At 58.3% G+C, this 13,682-nt stretch carries 15 protein-coding genes; 13 read left to right on the plus strand and 2 right to left on the minus strand.

From position 1 onward, the window contains the following. Positions 1-147 precede the first annotated feature (147 nt). The 13 genes from CFBP5473_RS04325 to ureG all read left to right on the plus strand — a co-directional run bounded on the left by CFBP5473_RS04325 (position 148) and on the right by ureG (position 9,480). Complete coding sequence (locus tag CFBP5473_RS04325) at positions 148-1,368, plus strand: CE1 family esterase (protein ID WP_027675756.1); 1,221 nt, start codon at positions 148-150, stop codon at positions 1,366-1,368. 35 nt (positions 1,369-1,403) lie between these two features. Further along, positions 1,404-2,126 (plus strand): urease accessory protein UreD, encoded by a 723-nt coding sequence (locus CFBP5473_RS04330; RefSeq protein ID WP_234881796.1) that lies wholly within the window; start codon positions 1,404-1,406, stop codon positions 2,124-2,126. Positions 2,127-2,236: 110 nt separating this feature from the next. Then, on the plus strand, positions 2,237-2,539 hold the full coding sequence (locus tag CFBP5473_RS04335; protein ID WP_027675754.1) for an urease subunit gamma: 303 nt from the start codon (positions 2,237-2,239) through the stop codon (positions 2,537-2,539). A gap of 11 nt (positions 2,540-2,550) precedes the next feature. Continuing rightward, positions 2,551-2,805 (plus strand): DUF1272 domain-containing protein, encoded by a 255-nt coding sequence (locus tag CFBP5473_RS04340; protein ID WP_027675753.1) that lies wholly within the window; start codon positions 2,551-2,553, stop codon positions 2,803-2,805. 21 nt (positions 2,806-2,826) lie between these two features. Then, entirely contained in the window at positions 2,827-3,132 is a 306-nt protein-coding gene (locus tag CFBP5473_RS04345) for an urease subunit beta (RefSeq protein ID WP_027675752.1), read from the plus strand. A gap of 1 nt (position 3,133) precedes the next feature. Next, positions 3,134-3,490, plus strand: coding sequence for a GFA family protein (locus CFBP5473_RS04350; protein WP_027675751.1), 357 nt, complete (start codon positions 3,134-3,136; stop codon positions 3,488-3,490). Continuing rightward, positions 3,487-3,903, plus strand: coding sequence for a lysozyme inhibitor LprI family protein (locus CFBP5473_RS04355; protein WP_027675750.1), 417 nt, complete (start codon positions 3,487-3,489; stop codon positions 3,901-3,903). The genes CFBP5473_RS04350 and CFBP5473_RS04355 overlap by 4 nt, the downstream gene beginning before the upstream one ends. A 112-nt stretch (positions 3,904-4,015) precedes the next feature. Beyond that, entirely contained in the window at positions 4,016-5,725 is a 1,710-nt protein-coding gene (gene ureC / locus CFBP5473_RS04360; RefSeq protein ID WP_027675749.1) for an urease subunit alpha, read from the plus strand. Between the two features lie 147 nt (positions 5,726-5,872). After that, positions 5,873-6,409, plus strand: a complete 537-nt coding sequence (locus CFBP5473_RS04365; RefSeq protein ID WP_027675748.1) for a peroxiredoxin — start codon at positions 5,873-5,875, stop codon at positions 6,407-6,409. Between the two features lie 247 nt (positions 6,410-6,656). Further along, complete coding sequence (locus CFBP5473_RS04370) at positions 6,657-7,490, plus strand: GGDEF domain-containing protein (RefSeq protein ID WP_037171046.1); 834 nt, start codon at positions 6,657-6,659, stop codon at positions 7,488-7,490. Between the two features lie 100 nt (positions 7,491-7,590). Continuing rightward, entirely contained in the window at positions 7,591-8,118 is a 528-nt protein-coding gene (ureE, locus tag CFBP5473_RS04375; protein ID WP_027675746.1) for an urease accessory protein UreE, read from the plus strand. Positions 8,119-8,121: 3 nt separating this feature from the next. Next, positions 8,122-8,790, plus strand: a complete 669-nt coding sequence (locus tag CFBP5473_RS04380; RefSeq protein ID WP_027675745.1) for an urease accessory protein UreF — start codon at positions 8,122-8,124, stop codon at positions 8,788-8,790. 78 nt (positions 8,791-8,868) lie between these two features. Continuing rightward, positions 8,869-9,480 (plus strand): urease accessory protein UreG, encoded by a 612-nt coding sequence (ureG, locus tag CFBP5473_RS04385; protein ID WP_027675744.1) that lies wholly within the window; start codon positions 8,869-8,871, stop codon positions 9,478-9,480. A gap of 48 nt (positions 9,481-9,528) precedes the next feature. On the opposite strand, the gene CFBP5473_RS04390 is transcribed toward ureG, so the two are convergent. Both CFBP5473_RS04390 and CFBP5473_RS04395 read right to left on the minus strand, forming a co-directional pair. After that, complete coding sequence (locus tag CFBP5473_RS04390; protein ID WP_027675743.1) at positions 9,529-10,212, minus strand: Crp/Fnr family transcriptional regulator; 684 nt, start codon at positions 10,210-10,212, stop codon at positions 9,529-9,531. Positions 10,213-10,351: 139 nt separating this feature from the next. Further along, positions 10,352-13,675 carry an efflux RND transporter permease subunit gene (locus CFBP5473_RS04395; protein ID WP_027675742.1) on the minus strand — a complete coding sequence of 1,108 codons (3,324 nt, stop codon included), beginning with the start codon at positions 13,673-13,675 and terminating at the stop codon, positions 10,352-10,354. Between the last annotated feature and the right edge of the window lie 7 nt (positions 13,676-13,682).

The raw sequence follows: 13,682 nt of genomic DNA on the forward strand, positions 1-13,682 counted from the left end.
TTGACGAGGAGGGTGTGTTATTGGCAGCGAAAATGCTGCTTGCGAGACACACCCATGAGGTCATCTGCACGCCGCATCCGTCGATCCCTTACATTCCACGAATTTTCCGGCATATTGCTGGAGAACTGTGCCAATAAAGGCGTGCCGATGAATCTGACTGTTGCTGGCCGGACGTTCCGGTTTATTCGCTCCGCAAAAACAGTGTTTGCGAGCTTTGCCATTCTCACGAGCATGAGTGCCGCCGCATCTGCATCGATGTGCGGTCAGACAATCCAGCCGGGTCGGCATGAGTTTTCGCTCATGTCTCAAGGGTCTGAACGCGAAGGCGTCTATTTCGTTCCATCTTCTTATGATGGAAAAAAGCCGCTTCCGGTCATTTTTGATTTTCATGGCAGCAACAGCAACCCTAACGGCCAGCTGGACCGTAGCGGCTGGGACAAGGTTGCCGAGCGCGCGGGCGTGGTCGTCGTGGCGCTTCAGGGCAGCCTCGATGGTGAGCTGCCGGGTACTCATGCCTGGAACGTTCCGGGCGTCACCACCCGCAAAGGCGGGCTGGACGAGCTTTCCTTCATTCGCGATGCCGTCAGCATGGTGAAGTCCAAATTCTGCGTCGATGAAGAGCGTTTCTATGGCTCCGGTTATTCCGGCGGCGGGCGCATGCTTTCGCAGTATCTTTGCAGCGGCAGCAACGACTTTGCGGCGGCGGGCTTCGTAGCCTCCCTTCGCGCGGGATATCCTGTCGAAACCGAAGGCAAGTGGGGACCGGACGCCAAATCCTGCGCACCGGCAAAGCCGATGTCAATCGTTGCTTTTGCGGGCACCAAGGATCCGGCCAACCCCTATCAGGGCGGCGGCAAGGCCTATTGGCAATATGGCGGCGAGACGGCGCTGAAGCGCTGGGCGGAGATGGATGGCTGCAAAGGTTCGGTCAAGAGCAAGTCTGCCGGAAACTTCACCTTCAATTCCTATGACGTGTGCAAGAGCGGCGCGCGCATCCATTCCTATGTCATCGATGCCTGGGACCATGCCTGGCCGCGCGCGACCATGAAGTCCGAAGTGATTGCCGCTTCCGCCGTTTTGACGCGCAAGCCCGGCAGCGATGCAACGCCGAAGGCGCAGCCTGCGGTGGATCGTAAAACTTCGTCTTCCGATACCGTGCAACAGGTTGATGCGGCTGAAAGAATGTGGGATTTCTTCCAGAATACGGAAGGGCAGATGGTTGTCGACGCAACGGCGAAGACGGATTGCTCTGTGAAAGCGGTTTCCGCTTCCGCATCCGCGAAAGCTTCGGAGACGACGTGCAGCCAGACCTTGAAAGCCTCAGCCAACCCCGCCCGCAGCGCGCCCGTGGCAGAGGACGCATTGTAACCAAAGAGCTGAACGGGCGCAGCCGTCTGGACGAATTGTTTCAGGAGGGCTGCGCCAAGATCAGGCTTCCTGAAACCTTTTCCAATGAAATGGAAGCCATTCTCATCAATTCCTCCGGCGGCCTGACCGGCGGGGATGAGGTGGAATGGCAAGCCGTTGCCGCGGCCAATACCAGCCTCGTTGTGACCACGCAGGCCTGTGAAAAGGTCTATAAGGCGTCCGCAGGCACGGCTGCCGTCACCGTTCGCGTTACCGCCCAGGAAAATGCCCGGCTCCACTGGCTGCCGCAGGAAACCATTCTTTTCGACCGCGCCTCGCTGACCCGCAGGCTGGAAGCAGATCTCCACGCAACATCCGAATTTCTTGCCGTCGAAGCCGTTCTGCTCGGTCGTCAGGCCATGGGCGAAGCGATGGAGGAGGGACTGTTTCGCGACCGCTGGCGCATTCGCCACGGCGGCAAGCTCATCCATGCGGAAGAGCTTTTTCTCGATGGGCGGATTGCCGATCTTACGCGACACTCCTCCGTTCTGAATGGGCGGGTCGCCTTCGCCACGCTTCTCTATATCGGCCCGCTGGCCGAGGCTCTGCTGCCTAAAATTAGGGCTATTGCCGGAGAAAGCGGCGGGGCCAGCGAGTGGCAGGGAAAGCTCGTCATCCGCCTTTCCGCCGCAGACGGATTCTCTCTTAGAAAAATGCTTTTTCCGATCATTTCGCTCTTGCGAAACGGTGCGTCTGTGCCGAAAGTCTGGAATCTGTAACGCGGGCGCTGGGGTGGCAAGCCATCTGGCGCGCGCGTCGATTCAACAGTTTAGAGCGTGATGCGTAGCCGTGCTGACGGGTGTGTATTGGCTCTGGAAATGGGACGACGATGAACCTCACCCCCAGGGAAAAAGACAAGCTGCTGATCTCCATGGCCGCCATGGTGGCCCGCAGGCGGCTGGAACGCGGCGTGAAGCTCAACTATCCCGAAGCTATCGCCCTCATCACCGATTTCGTGGTGGAAGGCGCGCGCGACGGTCGCGCGGTGGCCGAGCTGATGGAGGCCGGAGCGCATGTCATCACCCGCGATCAGGTCATGGAAGGTATAGCCGAGATGATCCATGACGTTCAGGTCGAAGCGACGTTTCCGGATGGTACGAAGCTTGTGACCGTTCACGAGCCAATCCGTTAAGGAGCATTGCCATGGCGCTCGAACTTCGCCCCAATTGCGAATGCTGCGACCAAGATCTGCCACCGGAAAGCCCTGATGCTATGATGTGTTCCTTCGAATGCACATTCTGCGTGGACTGCGCCACAACGACACTTGGCGGCGCATGCCCGAACTGTAAGGGTGAGCTGGTGCGGCGGCCCGTGCGCCCGGCGGCGGCTCTGCTCAACAACCCTGCCTCCACCCGGCGTGTGCTGAAGGCGGAAGGCTGCGTCAGTAACGCCGCTTGATAAAGATAAAGGGGAACGCTCATGATACCAGGTGAGATCATTGCCGCAGAGGGCACGCTGGAGCTCAATGCAGGACAGCCAACCGTGACGATCGAGGTTGCCAATTCCGGTGACCGGCCCGTGCAGGTCGGTAGCCATTACCACTTTTATGAGACCAATGCGGGCCTGCTTTTCGAGCGGGAAAAGGCGCGCGGCATGCGGCTGGATATTCCGGCTGGGACCGCGGTGCGTTTCGAGCCGGGGCAAAAGCGCGAGGTAACGCTGGTGCCACTTTCCGGCAAGCGTGAAGTCTATGGTTTTCGTCAGATGGTCATGGGGAGGCTTTGAAATGGCTGTGGAACATTATCATGGCGGCTGCCAGTGCGGCGCCGTAAGCTTCGAGGTGGATGTCGATCTTGAACACACGGTAACCTGCAATTGCTCTCGCTGCAAAAGGCTGGGCTCGGTCCTGAGCTTTACGCCGCGCGATCAGTTCAAGCTGCTTTCCGGCGAAGAGCATCTGAAGGAATATCTCTTCAACAAAAAGCAGATTCATCATCTCTTCTGTAGCGATTGCGGCATCGAGAGCTTTGCCTATGGCGAAGCGCCCGATGGCAAGAAGATGGTGGCGGTAAACGCCAATTGCCTCGATGGTGTCGATCCGCGTGCGTTGAAGCCACATCATCATGATGGTGCGGCAGCATGAGCCGCATGGTTCGATTGGCTTCCGCCTTGCTATTGCTAACTGGCTTTTTCGCGATGGCGAATGTTCGTGCCGAGGATGCGCCTGACTGCTCCAACCCGCAGACGCAATTCGATCTGAACCAGTGCGCGGGTGTCGATTATGACAAGGCTGACAAGGAGTTGAATGCAGAGTACCAGAAGCTGCGCAAACTGTTGGCTGACCGGGACAAGGACGCGGACGAGAACACCAAGGGTGCTGTCGAAGCGTTGGTTGCCGCGCAGCGTGCTTGGGTCGCCTTTCGTGATGCAAATTGCAAACTGTCAGGTTTTCAGGCGCGTGGCGGGTCGATGGAGCCGATGATCGTCGCTTCGTGCCTCGCGGACATGACTCGTGAGCAAACGGAAGAGTTGAAGTCACTCTCGGAGCGGTTCTGACCGTTATTCCAGCGGCTTCTTGGGCTGCGACATGAAACAAGATGCTGAGGCGCGCGCTCGCCTCGCTTACACCCACATAGCCTTCTCCGCTTTTCAGGGAGCCTGATAGCCCATGCCTTACAAGATTTCCCGCGCTGCCTATGCCAGCATGTTCGGCCCGACAGTTGGCGACAAGGTGCGCCTTGCGGATACGGAACTGTTCATCGAAATCGAGAAGGATTTCACCACTTATGGCGAAGAGGTAAAGTTCGGCGGCGGCAAGGTCATTCGCGATGGCATGGGGCAGAGCCAGGCGACACGGGCTGAAGGTGCGGTCGATACCGTCATCACCAATGTCGTGATTGTCGATCACTCGGGCATATACAAGGCGGATGTCGGCTTGAAGGATGGGCGCATCCACGCCATCGGCAAGGCTGGCAACCCGGATACGCAGCCGGGCGTCACCATCATCGTCGGTCCTTCCACGGAAGCGATTGCCGGTGAGGGCAAGATTCTCACCGCTGGCGGCATGGACGCGCATATCCACTTCATCTGCCCCCAGCAGATCGAGGAAGCGCTGATGAGCGGCGTCACCTGCATGCTGGGCGGCGGTTCCGGCCCTGCGCATGGCACGCTGGCAACGACCTGCACCGGTGCATGGCATATCGAGCGCATGATCGAAAGCTTCGATGCGTTCCCGATGAACCTTGCGCTGGCAGGCAAAGGCAACGCCTCCCTGCCAAAGCCGCTGGAAGAAATGATCCTTGCAGGCGCTTCATCGCTGAAGCTGCATGAAGACTGGGGCACCACGCCTGCCGCCATCGACAATTGCCTGACGGTTGCCGACCAGTTCGATGTGCAGGTGATGATCCACACGGATACGCTGAACGAAAGCGGCTTCGTGGAAGATACGGTTGCGGCCATCAATGGCCGCACGATCCACGCCTTCCATACGGAGGGCGCGGGCGGCGGCCACGCGCCGGATATCATCAAGGTCTGCGGCAACCCCAATGTCATTCCGTCCTCCACCAACCCGACGCGGCCTTACACCGTCAATACGCTGGCGGAGCATCTGGACATGCTGATGGTCTGCCATCACCTGTCGCCATCGATCCCTGAAGATATCGCCTTTGCCGAAAGCCGCATTCGCAAAGAAACCATCGCGGCGGAAGATATTCTCCACGATATCGGTGCCTTCTCGATCATCTCTTCGGACAGTCAGGCCATGGGCCGTGTCGGTGAAGTCGCTATCCGCACCTGGCAGACGGCAGACAAGATGAAGCGCCAGCGCGGTCGCCTGAAGAATGAGAAAGGTGAGAACGACAATTTTCGCGTTCGCCGCTACATCGCGAAATATACGATCAACCCTGCCATCGCCCATGGCGTCAGCCACGAGATCGGCTCCGTCGAAGTCGGCAAGCGTGCGGACCTCGTATTGTGGAACCCTGCCTTCTTCGGCGTGAAGCCGGAAATGGTGCTGCTGGGTGGCTCGATTGCAGCGGCCCCGATGGGTGATCCGAATGCGTCTATTCCCACGCCGCAGCCGATGCATTATCGCCCGATGTTCGCCGCCTATGGCAAGCTGGGCACCAACTCGTCGGTGACCTTCGTTTCGCAGGCATCGCTGGATGGCGGGCTGGCGCAGCGCCTCGGCGTGGCGAAGAAGCTGGTTGCGGTCAAGAACGTCCGCGGCGGCATCTCCAAGGCGTCGATGATCCACAACACGCTGACACCGCATATCGAAGTGGACCCCGAGACTTACGAGGTTCGCGCCGATGGCGAGTTGCTGACCTGCGAGCCCGCGACGGTGCTGCCGATGGCGCAGCGTTATTTTCTTTTTTAAGAGCGCGTTATCTCCTCATTTCAGCTGTGCATGAAAATGTCGCAGGGGTCATTTTTTGCTGCACTGCAAACTGTTTTGGGCTATCCCCGATGCAGTTTCAGGGCGCATCGATCCCAAGCTTTCGCGCCGCCAACACAGGAGAAAATCATGCTCGGCAAAAAGGTACCCGCCGTTACTTTCCGCACGCGCGTTCGCGACGAGGCCGTCGGTGGCCCGAACCCCTATCGCTGGCAGGACATGACCTCGGACGATTATTTCAAGGGCAAGAAGGTCGTGCTGTTTTCGCTGCCGGGCGCTTTCACGCCAACCTGCTCCACCTTCCAGCTTCCCGATTTCGAAAAGCTAGCGCCGGAATTCCGCGCCCTCGGTGTCGATGAAATCTACTGCCTCTCGGTCAACGATGCCTTCGTAATGAATGCCTGGGCCAAGGGCCAGAACCTTGAAAACGTGAAGGTTATTCCCGATGGTTCGGGCGAGTTCACCCGCAAGATGGGCATGCTGGTTGCCAAGGACAATCTCGGCTTCGGCATGCGTTCCTGGCGTTATGCCGCCGTCATCAATGATGGCGTTGTGGAGCAGTGGTTCGAGGAAGAAGGTTATTCCGACAATTGCGAGAGCGACCCTTATGGCGTCTCCGCTCCGCAGTACATTCTCGAGCAGCTGAAAGAAAAACAGGCCGCCTGATTTTCCTGACAATGCATTTCGAAAACGGGGCCGCTGCGCCCCGTTTTTTATTGCCTGCTTAAATGGTTTAGGGTGCACTGCGGTATTCAACCAAAGTATATTTTCGTATTATCTACAGTAGAAGAATTGTTGATTTCCTACGATGCAAGGTAATTTCGCAGAAAGTAATTAAATTTTTAATTGTTGCATTTACCTCTATCCAACCTCTGATAATTATCGATTGTTACTGTTGAGGATGGGAGATGTGATGGCCGATCGTTTCAGGAAGTTTATCTCACTCGAAATGAGTTTGAGCGATCCCAGCAAAGGTCAGACGCTGCGCACCTTTGCAGCGAAAATGGTCTTCATCTCCATATCGCTCTCCATTCTGGTCAGCTTCGCCGTGATCTCAGTCGGAGATTTCGTCAGGGTGCTTCCCGTTCCCCTGTGGGAGGCGATTTCCTATAGCGTGCTGATGGCCTGGATCGTGGGCGGCTCCGTTGCAGGCGTGCTTTGCATGGTGCTGGGCAACGCCATTCGTCAATTGCGTGAATCGCATGCCGAGTTCGAGCGGCTCAGCAGAACCGACACACTGTCGGGCCTTGCCAACCGGCGCGCCTTCAATCAGTCCTTCGATGAGGTGCAGGATGATGCATCTCTGGCGATTTTCGATCTCGACCGCTTCAAGTCCATCAACGATAATTTCGGGCATCCGGCGGGGGATCTCGTCATCAAGCGCGCGGCTACCGCAATTGCCGATGTGTTTGGAGAGTTTCACTGCGTGGCGCGGCTGGGCGGTGAGGAATTTGCCGTCATCGTGCGTGGTGGCCGCCGCCGGGATCGCGTCGCGCTGATCGAGATGGCGCGTATTCGCGTGGCCTGCCTCACCGTGGCTTTCGAGGGCAGGCAGGTGCAGACCACCGTCTCCGTCGGCGTGGCCGATATTGCTCCGGACAGGTCCAAGCACGATACATTTGCCGCCGCCGACAAGGCGCTTTACATGGCGAAGGCGTCCGGTCGCAACCGCGTCTGCCATGAGGAAGACCTGCCTCTTTCCCAAGCCTTCGAGGAGCTGAAGGCCGCACTTCTCGTCGCATCCTGACGCCGCGTTTATTCTTGCCGCGCACCATCATCTCCGGCTTGCAATCGCGCTCCGCATCCTTCAGGAATCGGAGCTGAGATTCATTTGATCGGAAAACATCATGCTGCGCGTACAATCCTATCTTCCCGCTGGAACGCCGGGCGACGAGCCGAGTGGCTACGTCACACTGGCGCATGATCAGAGACATCTTCGCCGCAAATTGCTGCATTTGCAGAATGACGAGATGGTGATGCTGGACCTGAAGGAAGCCGTGCTTTTTGCCCATGGCGACCTGCTTGTCGTGGAAAACGGGGACTTGGTGGAAGTGCGTGCGGCGGATGAGAAGCTGTTCGAGATCACGGCGAAGAACACGCTCCATCTCATCGAACTGGCCTGGCATCTCGGCAATCGCCATCTTGCGGCACAGATCGAGGAAGGCCGTATTCTGATCCTGCGCGACCACGTCATCCGCGCCATGTTGGAAGGCCTTGGCGCAACGGTGCGTGATGTGGAAGAACCGTTCCAGCCCGCACGCGGCGCCTATCATGCGCATGGTGGCCATTCGCACGGTCATCACCATGACCATGGGCAAGATCATCACCATGACCATGGGCACGGTCATGACCATGATCATCACAGCCACGACTGAGAGATGACGAAACGCGGCGTCGATAGTCTGCTGAGGCTGATGGCATGGATGTCTCCTGCCTTTCCAGTGGGCGGTTTTTCCTATTCCGGTGGGCTTGAAAGTGCTGTCCACGACAGGCGAATTTCGAATGCGGCGGAGTTGCGCGGCTGGATCACGCTCTCGCTGACGCGCGGTACGTTGTGGAATGACGCCGTTCTGTTCGCTCAAGGCTGGAGTGCCGATCAAGATGCCGTAGCGCTGCAAGAGCTTGCCGAGCTGGCGCAGGCACTGGCCGGTTCGGCTGAACGCCATCGGGAAACGGTTCTGCTGGGTGATGCCTTTATTGAAGCCGCGCGCGCATGGCCTTCCGCAGTGTTCGACATTTTGCCGAAATCGCCGACCTATCCGGTTGCGGTTAGTGCCGTGGCGGCGGCGCATGGCATTTCGCTTGAAGATGCGCTGGCGGCGTATCTCCATTCCGGCGTATCGCAGCTCGTTTCGGCAGGCATTCGCCTGAGCGTCGCCGGGCAGAAGGAAGGCGTGGCAATCCTCGCGGCGCTGGAGGAAGAGATTGCGGATGTTACGCAGCGCGCAGCATACTCTACGCTTGACGATCTTGGGTCTTCCACCATCATCGCGGACACCGCGCCGATGCGGCACGAGGTGCAGGGCACGAGACTGTTCCGTTCCTGACCGCACTGCACCATTGCTGTTGCTGAAGCGCGCGAAAAATCGCTATTGTTTAGAAAACACATCCGAGAGGGAAGCGAAATGAAATCGGGAAACGGGCCGCTCAGAGTTGGTATTGGCGGGCCAGTCGGCTCTGGCAAAACGGCGCTGACGGAAAAATTGTGCAAGGCGATGAGCAGCGAATTCTCCGTCGCCGTCGTGACAAATGATATCTACACCAAGGAAGATGCCGAAGCTCTGGTGCGCATGCAGGCGCTGCCATCCGAGCGGATTGTGGGTGTAGAGACCGGCGGTTGCCCGCACACGGCCATTCGCGAAGATGCGACGATCAATCTTCAGGCGATTGCCGGGTTGAATGAACGGTTTCCCGATCTCGATGTCGTTTTCATCGAATCCGGCGGTGATAATCTCGCTGCCACCTTCTCGCCGGATCTGGCGGACATCACCATCTATGTGATCTCGGTCTGTCAGGGCGAAGAGATTCCGCGCAAGGGTGGGCCGGGCATCACGCGCTCCGATCTTCTCGTCATCAACAAGAAGGATCTCGCACCCTATGTCGGTGCCGATCTCGATGTGATGGACAGCGACGCAACGCGCATGCGCAAGGACATGCCCTTCTTCTTTACCGATATGAAGCGCGGTGAGGGGATCGACCGCATTGTCGGTTTTCTGAAGCAGCAGGGTGGGCTATAGTAAAAAAGCGGGGGCGCACCAGCATTCCCACAAGTTAAACGCCAGCCTTCAAACCTGCCGCAAAGCCGCCGTGTCATTGATCTGGATGACGCGGCCACGCACGATCACACCGCAATTGCGAAGGCTTGAAAAGGCGCGGGAAAGCGCTTCTGGTGCCAAGCCCAGCTTTCCGGCCAGGACGCTTTTCTGGAATGGCAGGCGAAGGGAGTAAGAACCCTTTTCGCCCGGTGCCTGCGTAATTAGATAATGGGCGACACGTTGGGGGGCTGTCTGGAGGCGGTCATTGGCGACGCATTCCATGCTGGTCAGCGCGCTTTTCGACAGGTTTTCGATAACGGCCTTGGCAAGTTTTGTGTCGGCCTCGATCATAGCCTTTATCCTGCTCAGCTCCAGCCGCGCAAGCGTGCAGCTTTCGGCGATCTGGGCGCTGTAGCGATTTTGATCCGCACCGAAAATCAGGCAGTCATTGAAGGTCTCGCCCGGCCCGCAGATGCGCACATCCGCCTCGCGGCCATCCCTTGAGGTGCGGAACAGGCGCACATAGCCGTTCAATACGCAGTAGAGATGTTCGGCGGGCTCGCCTTCGCGAAACAAAACGTGTCTCGGCGAAAGTGTCTGAAGCGAAGCGGCTTCCATCAGCGATAAAGCGGACTCCTCATCCACCGCGCCGAGAAAGGGCAGGCGTAACAGGCTGTTCTTATCCTTGCTGCTCAGTTTCACGATTCTGTTCACAACAGGCTCCCCGAAAATCCCATGTGACAAGAATAGCAACTCACGGATCTGGGGATTTGATTTCGATCAACTCTGAATGAAAATCTCGATTGCCGGTACAAAAGAAAACGCCGGGCTCACACCCGGCGTTTCAACGGACTTATTCGGCGGCAAGAGGCGGCAGGCGCAGCACATTGTTGGAGTTGCTGCCGCGTTTATCACGTTCCGTGCTTTTCTCCACCGCGGCCAGACGCTCTTCCACGGAGGACAGAGTTTCCTTGTTCTCGCGCGCGAGAATGGAGAGTTCTTCCGAGGATAGGATCGGATGTTCTTCTTCTTTCTTGCCGACGAAGCGACCGAAGATGCGTGCGAGAAGCAACGACAGATCGTCCATGATGAGGAAGAAGGCGGGCACGACGACCAGAGACAGCACCGTCGAGACGATGATGCCGCCAATCACCGCAATCGCCATTGGCGCGCGGAAGGAGCCGCCTTCGCCGACACCGAGCGCAGACGGCAGCATGCCCGCAGACATGGCGATGGAGGTCATGATAATCGGGCGGGCGCGCTTGCGGCCTGCCTCCACCATGGCATGCACACGTTCCATGCCGTGGCGGCGCATTTCGATTGCGAAATCCACCAGCAGGATGGCGTTCTTGGTCACGATACCCATCAGCATCAGAATGCCGATCAGAACCGGCATGGAGAGCGCATTCTGTGTAACGATGAGCGCCACCGCCACGCCGCCGATGGCGAGCGGCAGCGAGAACAGAATGGTGAAGGGCTGGATCACATCCTTGAACAGCAGGATCAGAACCACAAGCACCAGCAGCAGGCCAAGCAACATGGCGTTGACGAAGCCCTGCTGCATTTCACCCTGCACCTTGGCGTCTCCGCTTTCGGCAAGGCGCACCGTTGGCGGCAACTGTGTTTCCTGCACGATCCGCTTGAATTCGGCAGTCGACGTATCGAGTGCCGTGCCGAACGGAACATCGGAACCGATGGCGACGACGCGGCTGCGGTCGTTGCGCTTGATCGAGCTTGGACCTTCCGAATAATCGATATCGGCCACGCTATAGAGCGGCACGGTCGCACCGGAGGCGGTCTTGATCTTCAGCGCGCGGATGGCGGCAAGATCGCGCCGCACATCTAGCGAGGCTTGAACACGGATCGGGATCTGCCGGTCATCCAGCGAAATCTTCGTCAACTGCGCATCGATATCGCCGATAGTGGCGACGCGAACCGTTTGAGAGATTTGCTGCGGCGTGATGCCGAGACGCGCAATTTCGTCCTTGCGCGGACGGATTTGCAGTTCCGGGCGCGGAAGTGCACCTTCCGAGCTGACATTGACGAGGATCGGCGAGGCCCGCAGCCGCGATTCCAGCACGCCGACCGCCTTCTGCAAATCCTCTTCGCTGGAGGAGAGGAAATTGAAGGTCAGTTCGCGCTCGGCGCGGTCGTTGAGCTTGATGATGCGGACATCAGGGATGCCCTGAACGCTTGCGAAAATATCGCGCTCAACATCCCATTGCGGGCGATGTCTGCCATTGTCTTCCACCTTCGGCAGATAGTGGCCGATCAGCGGAATGGAGCCGAGACCGTCATTGACCAGCGTTTTGACGAGCGAATGGTCGATGGTCTTGAGGATGACGCGCACGGTGGCGCGGCGCAATTCCAGATCGCCCTTTGGCGATGCGCCGCCCAGAATGAAGACGTGTTCCACGCCATCGATGCCGCGCACCGCCTGATAGATTTTAGAGGTCGTGGCATCCGTCTCCTCAAGTGTCGCATTCGGCGGAAGCTCGATGGAAAGTACCACGCGCGAGGAATCATCCGGCGGCAGGAAGCTGCCGGGCACCTGCGCAAGCAGCATCATGGAGCCGACGAGAAAGGCGATGGCGCCAGCAAGCGTAAGGTAACGCGACCACCATTTGCTCGTGGTGGCCGTCACCATGCGCGTATAGGCCTTCATCAAACGACCGTCATTGTCGTGATGATCGTCCACGGCATCATCCGCGCGCATCAAGTAAGCGGCCATCAACGGCGTGATGAGGCGGGCGACCATCAGCGAGAAGAAAACGGAGAAGGCAACGGTCAGGCCGAACTGGATGAAGTATTGCCCCGGAATGCCCGGCATGAAGGAGACGGGAACGAAGACGGCTATGATGGTGAAACTGGTCGCAATCACCGCCAGACCGATTTCATCTGCTGCTTCCAGCGACGCGCGGTAGGGGCTCTTGCCCATCTTGATGTGGCGGGAGATGTTCTCCACCTCCACGATGGCGTCATCCACCAGAATACCTGTGGCCAGCGTCAAGGCGAGGAAGCTGACGAGATTGAGCGAGAAGCCCAAAACGTCCATGATCCAGAATGTCGGTATCGCGGATAGTGGCAGCGCAACGGCTGCTATCAGCGTTGCGCGCCAGTTGCGCAGGAACAGAAGCACCACGATGACGGCGAGGATCGATCCTTCCATCAGCGTGTGAAGGGCTGCCTCGTAGTTGCCGTAGGTGAAGTAAACGGAGTCATCCACCATCTGGATGGCGACATCCGGGTGATCCTTGCGCACCTTGTCCAGATTTTGCGCGACTGTCTCGGCAACAGAGACTTCGCTTGCTCCCTTGGCACGGAACACTGCAAAAGTGACAGCCGGGTTGCCATTGAAGCGGGAGAAGGACTTCGGCTCTTCATAGGTATCGTTGATCGTGCCAAGCTCGGAAAGCTTGACGAAATTGCCGTTGGAAAGCGCAATCGTGGTGTTGGATAGCGTCGCCACGTCGCGGGCATCGCCCAGCGTTCGGATCGTCTGCTCGTTGCCTCCCACCTGTCCACGGCCAGAGCCGAGGTCGATGTTGGTGCCGCGCAGCTGGTTGTTCACATCCGCCGCCGTAATGCCGTAGGCATCGAGCTTGGCAGGGTTCAGCGCGACGCGCACTTCGCGGTCTGCGCCGCCATAGCGATCGATCTTGCCGACGCCGGGTTGGCCTTGCAAAGCACGCTTGATCGTATCGTCCACGAACCATGACAGCTCTTCAAGCGTCATGTTGGGGGAGGAGACGGCGAAGGTCTGAATGGCCTGGCCTTCGACATCGATCTTGCTGACGACCGGTTCTTCAATATCGGCAGGCAGCTCGGAGCGGATCTTGTCGATAGCGTCCTTGGTGTCCTGAACCGCCTCTTCCGTCGGCTTTTCAATGCGGAAAAGAACGGTGGTCAGCGACTGACCGTCGGTGACGGTGGACTGGATTTCATCGATGCCGCTGATGGAGGCGACAGCGTCCTCGACCTCCTTCGTCACCTGCGCTTCGAGTTCGGATGGGGAAGCGCCGCTCTGAGTGACGGTGATCGCCACGACCGGAACGTCGATATTGGGAAAGCGCGTGATCGGCAGGTCGTAGAACGCCTTGATGCCGAGGAAGAGCAACAGCGCAAAGCCGAGCAGCGGCGCGATGGGGTTGCGAATAGACCATGCGGAGAAGTTCATGACTATT

This window comes from Agrobacterium larrymoorei (genome assembly GCF_005145045.1).
In the GTDB taxonomy this organism is placed as follows: Bacteria; Pseudomonadota; Alphaproteobacteria; order Rhizobiales; family Rhizobiaceae; genus Agrobacterium; species Agrobacterium larrymoorei.

What these genes read in the sequence shown, in the direction of transcription:
- CFBP5473_RS04345 (WP_027675752.1), top strand. Translation starts at nt 2,827, where the DNA reads ATGATACCAGGTGAGATCATTGCCGCAGAGGGCACGCTGGAGCTCAAT.
- CFBP5473_RS04335 (WP_027675754.1), top strand. Translation starts at nt 2,237, where the DNA reads ATGAACCTCACCCCCAGGGAAAAAGACAAGCTGCTGATCTCCATGGCC.
- CFBP5473_RS04370 (WP_037171046.1), top strand. Translation starts at nt 6,657, where the DNA reads ATGGCCGATCGTTTCAGGAAGTTTATCTCACTCGAAATGAGTTTGAGC.
- ureG (WP_027675744.1), top strand. Translation starts at nt 8,869, where the DNA reads ATGAAATCGGGAAACGGGCCGCTCAGAGTTGGTATTGGCGGGCCAGTC.
- CFBP5473_RS04395 (WP_027675742.1), bottom strand. Translation starts at nt 13,675, where the DNA reads ATGAACTTCTCCGCATGGTCTATTCGCAACCCCATCGCGCCGCTGCTC.
- CFBP5473_RS04350 (WP_027675751.1), top strand. Translation starts at nt 3,134, where the DNA reads ATGGCTGTGGAACATTATCATGGCGGCTGCCAGTGCGGCGCCGTAAGC.
- CFBP5473_RS04380 (WP_027675745.1), top strand. Translation starts at nt 8,122, where the DNA reads ATGACGAAACGCGGCGTCGATAGTCTGCTGAGGCTGATGGCATGGATG.
- ureE (WP_027675746.1), top strand. Translation starts at nt 7,591, where the DNA reads ATGCTGCGCGTACAATCCTATCTTCCCGCTGGAACGCCGGGCGACGAG.
- CFBP5473_RS04340 (WP_027675753.1), top strand. Translation starts at nt 2,551, where the DNA reads ATGGCGCTCGAACTTCGCCCCAATTGCGAATGCTGCGACCAAGATCTG.
- ureC (WP_027675749.1), top strand. Translation starts at nt 4,016, where the DNA reads ATGCCTTACAAGATTTCCCGCGCTGCCTATGCCAGCATGTTCGGCCCG.
- CFBP5473_RS04355 (WP_027675750.1), top strand. Translation starts at nt 3,487, where the DNA reads ATGAGCCGCATGGTTCGATTGGCTTCCGCCTTGCTATTGCTAACTGGC.
- CFBP5473_RS04365 (WP_027675748.1), top strand. Translation starts at nt 5,873, where the DNA reads ATGCTCGGCAAAAAGGTACCCGCCGTTACTTTCCGCACGCGCGTTCGC.
- CFBP5473_RS04325 (WP_027675756.1), top strand. Translation starts at nt 148, where the DNA reads ATGAATCTGACTGTTGCTGGCCGGACGTTCCGGTTTATTCGCTCCGCA.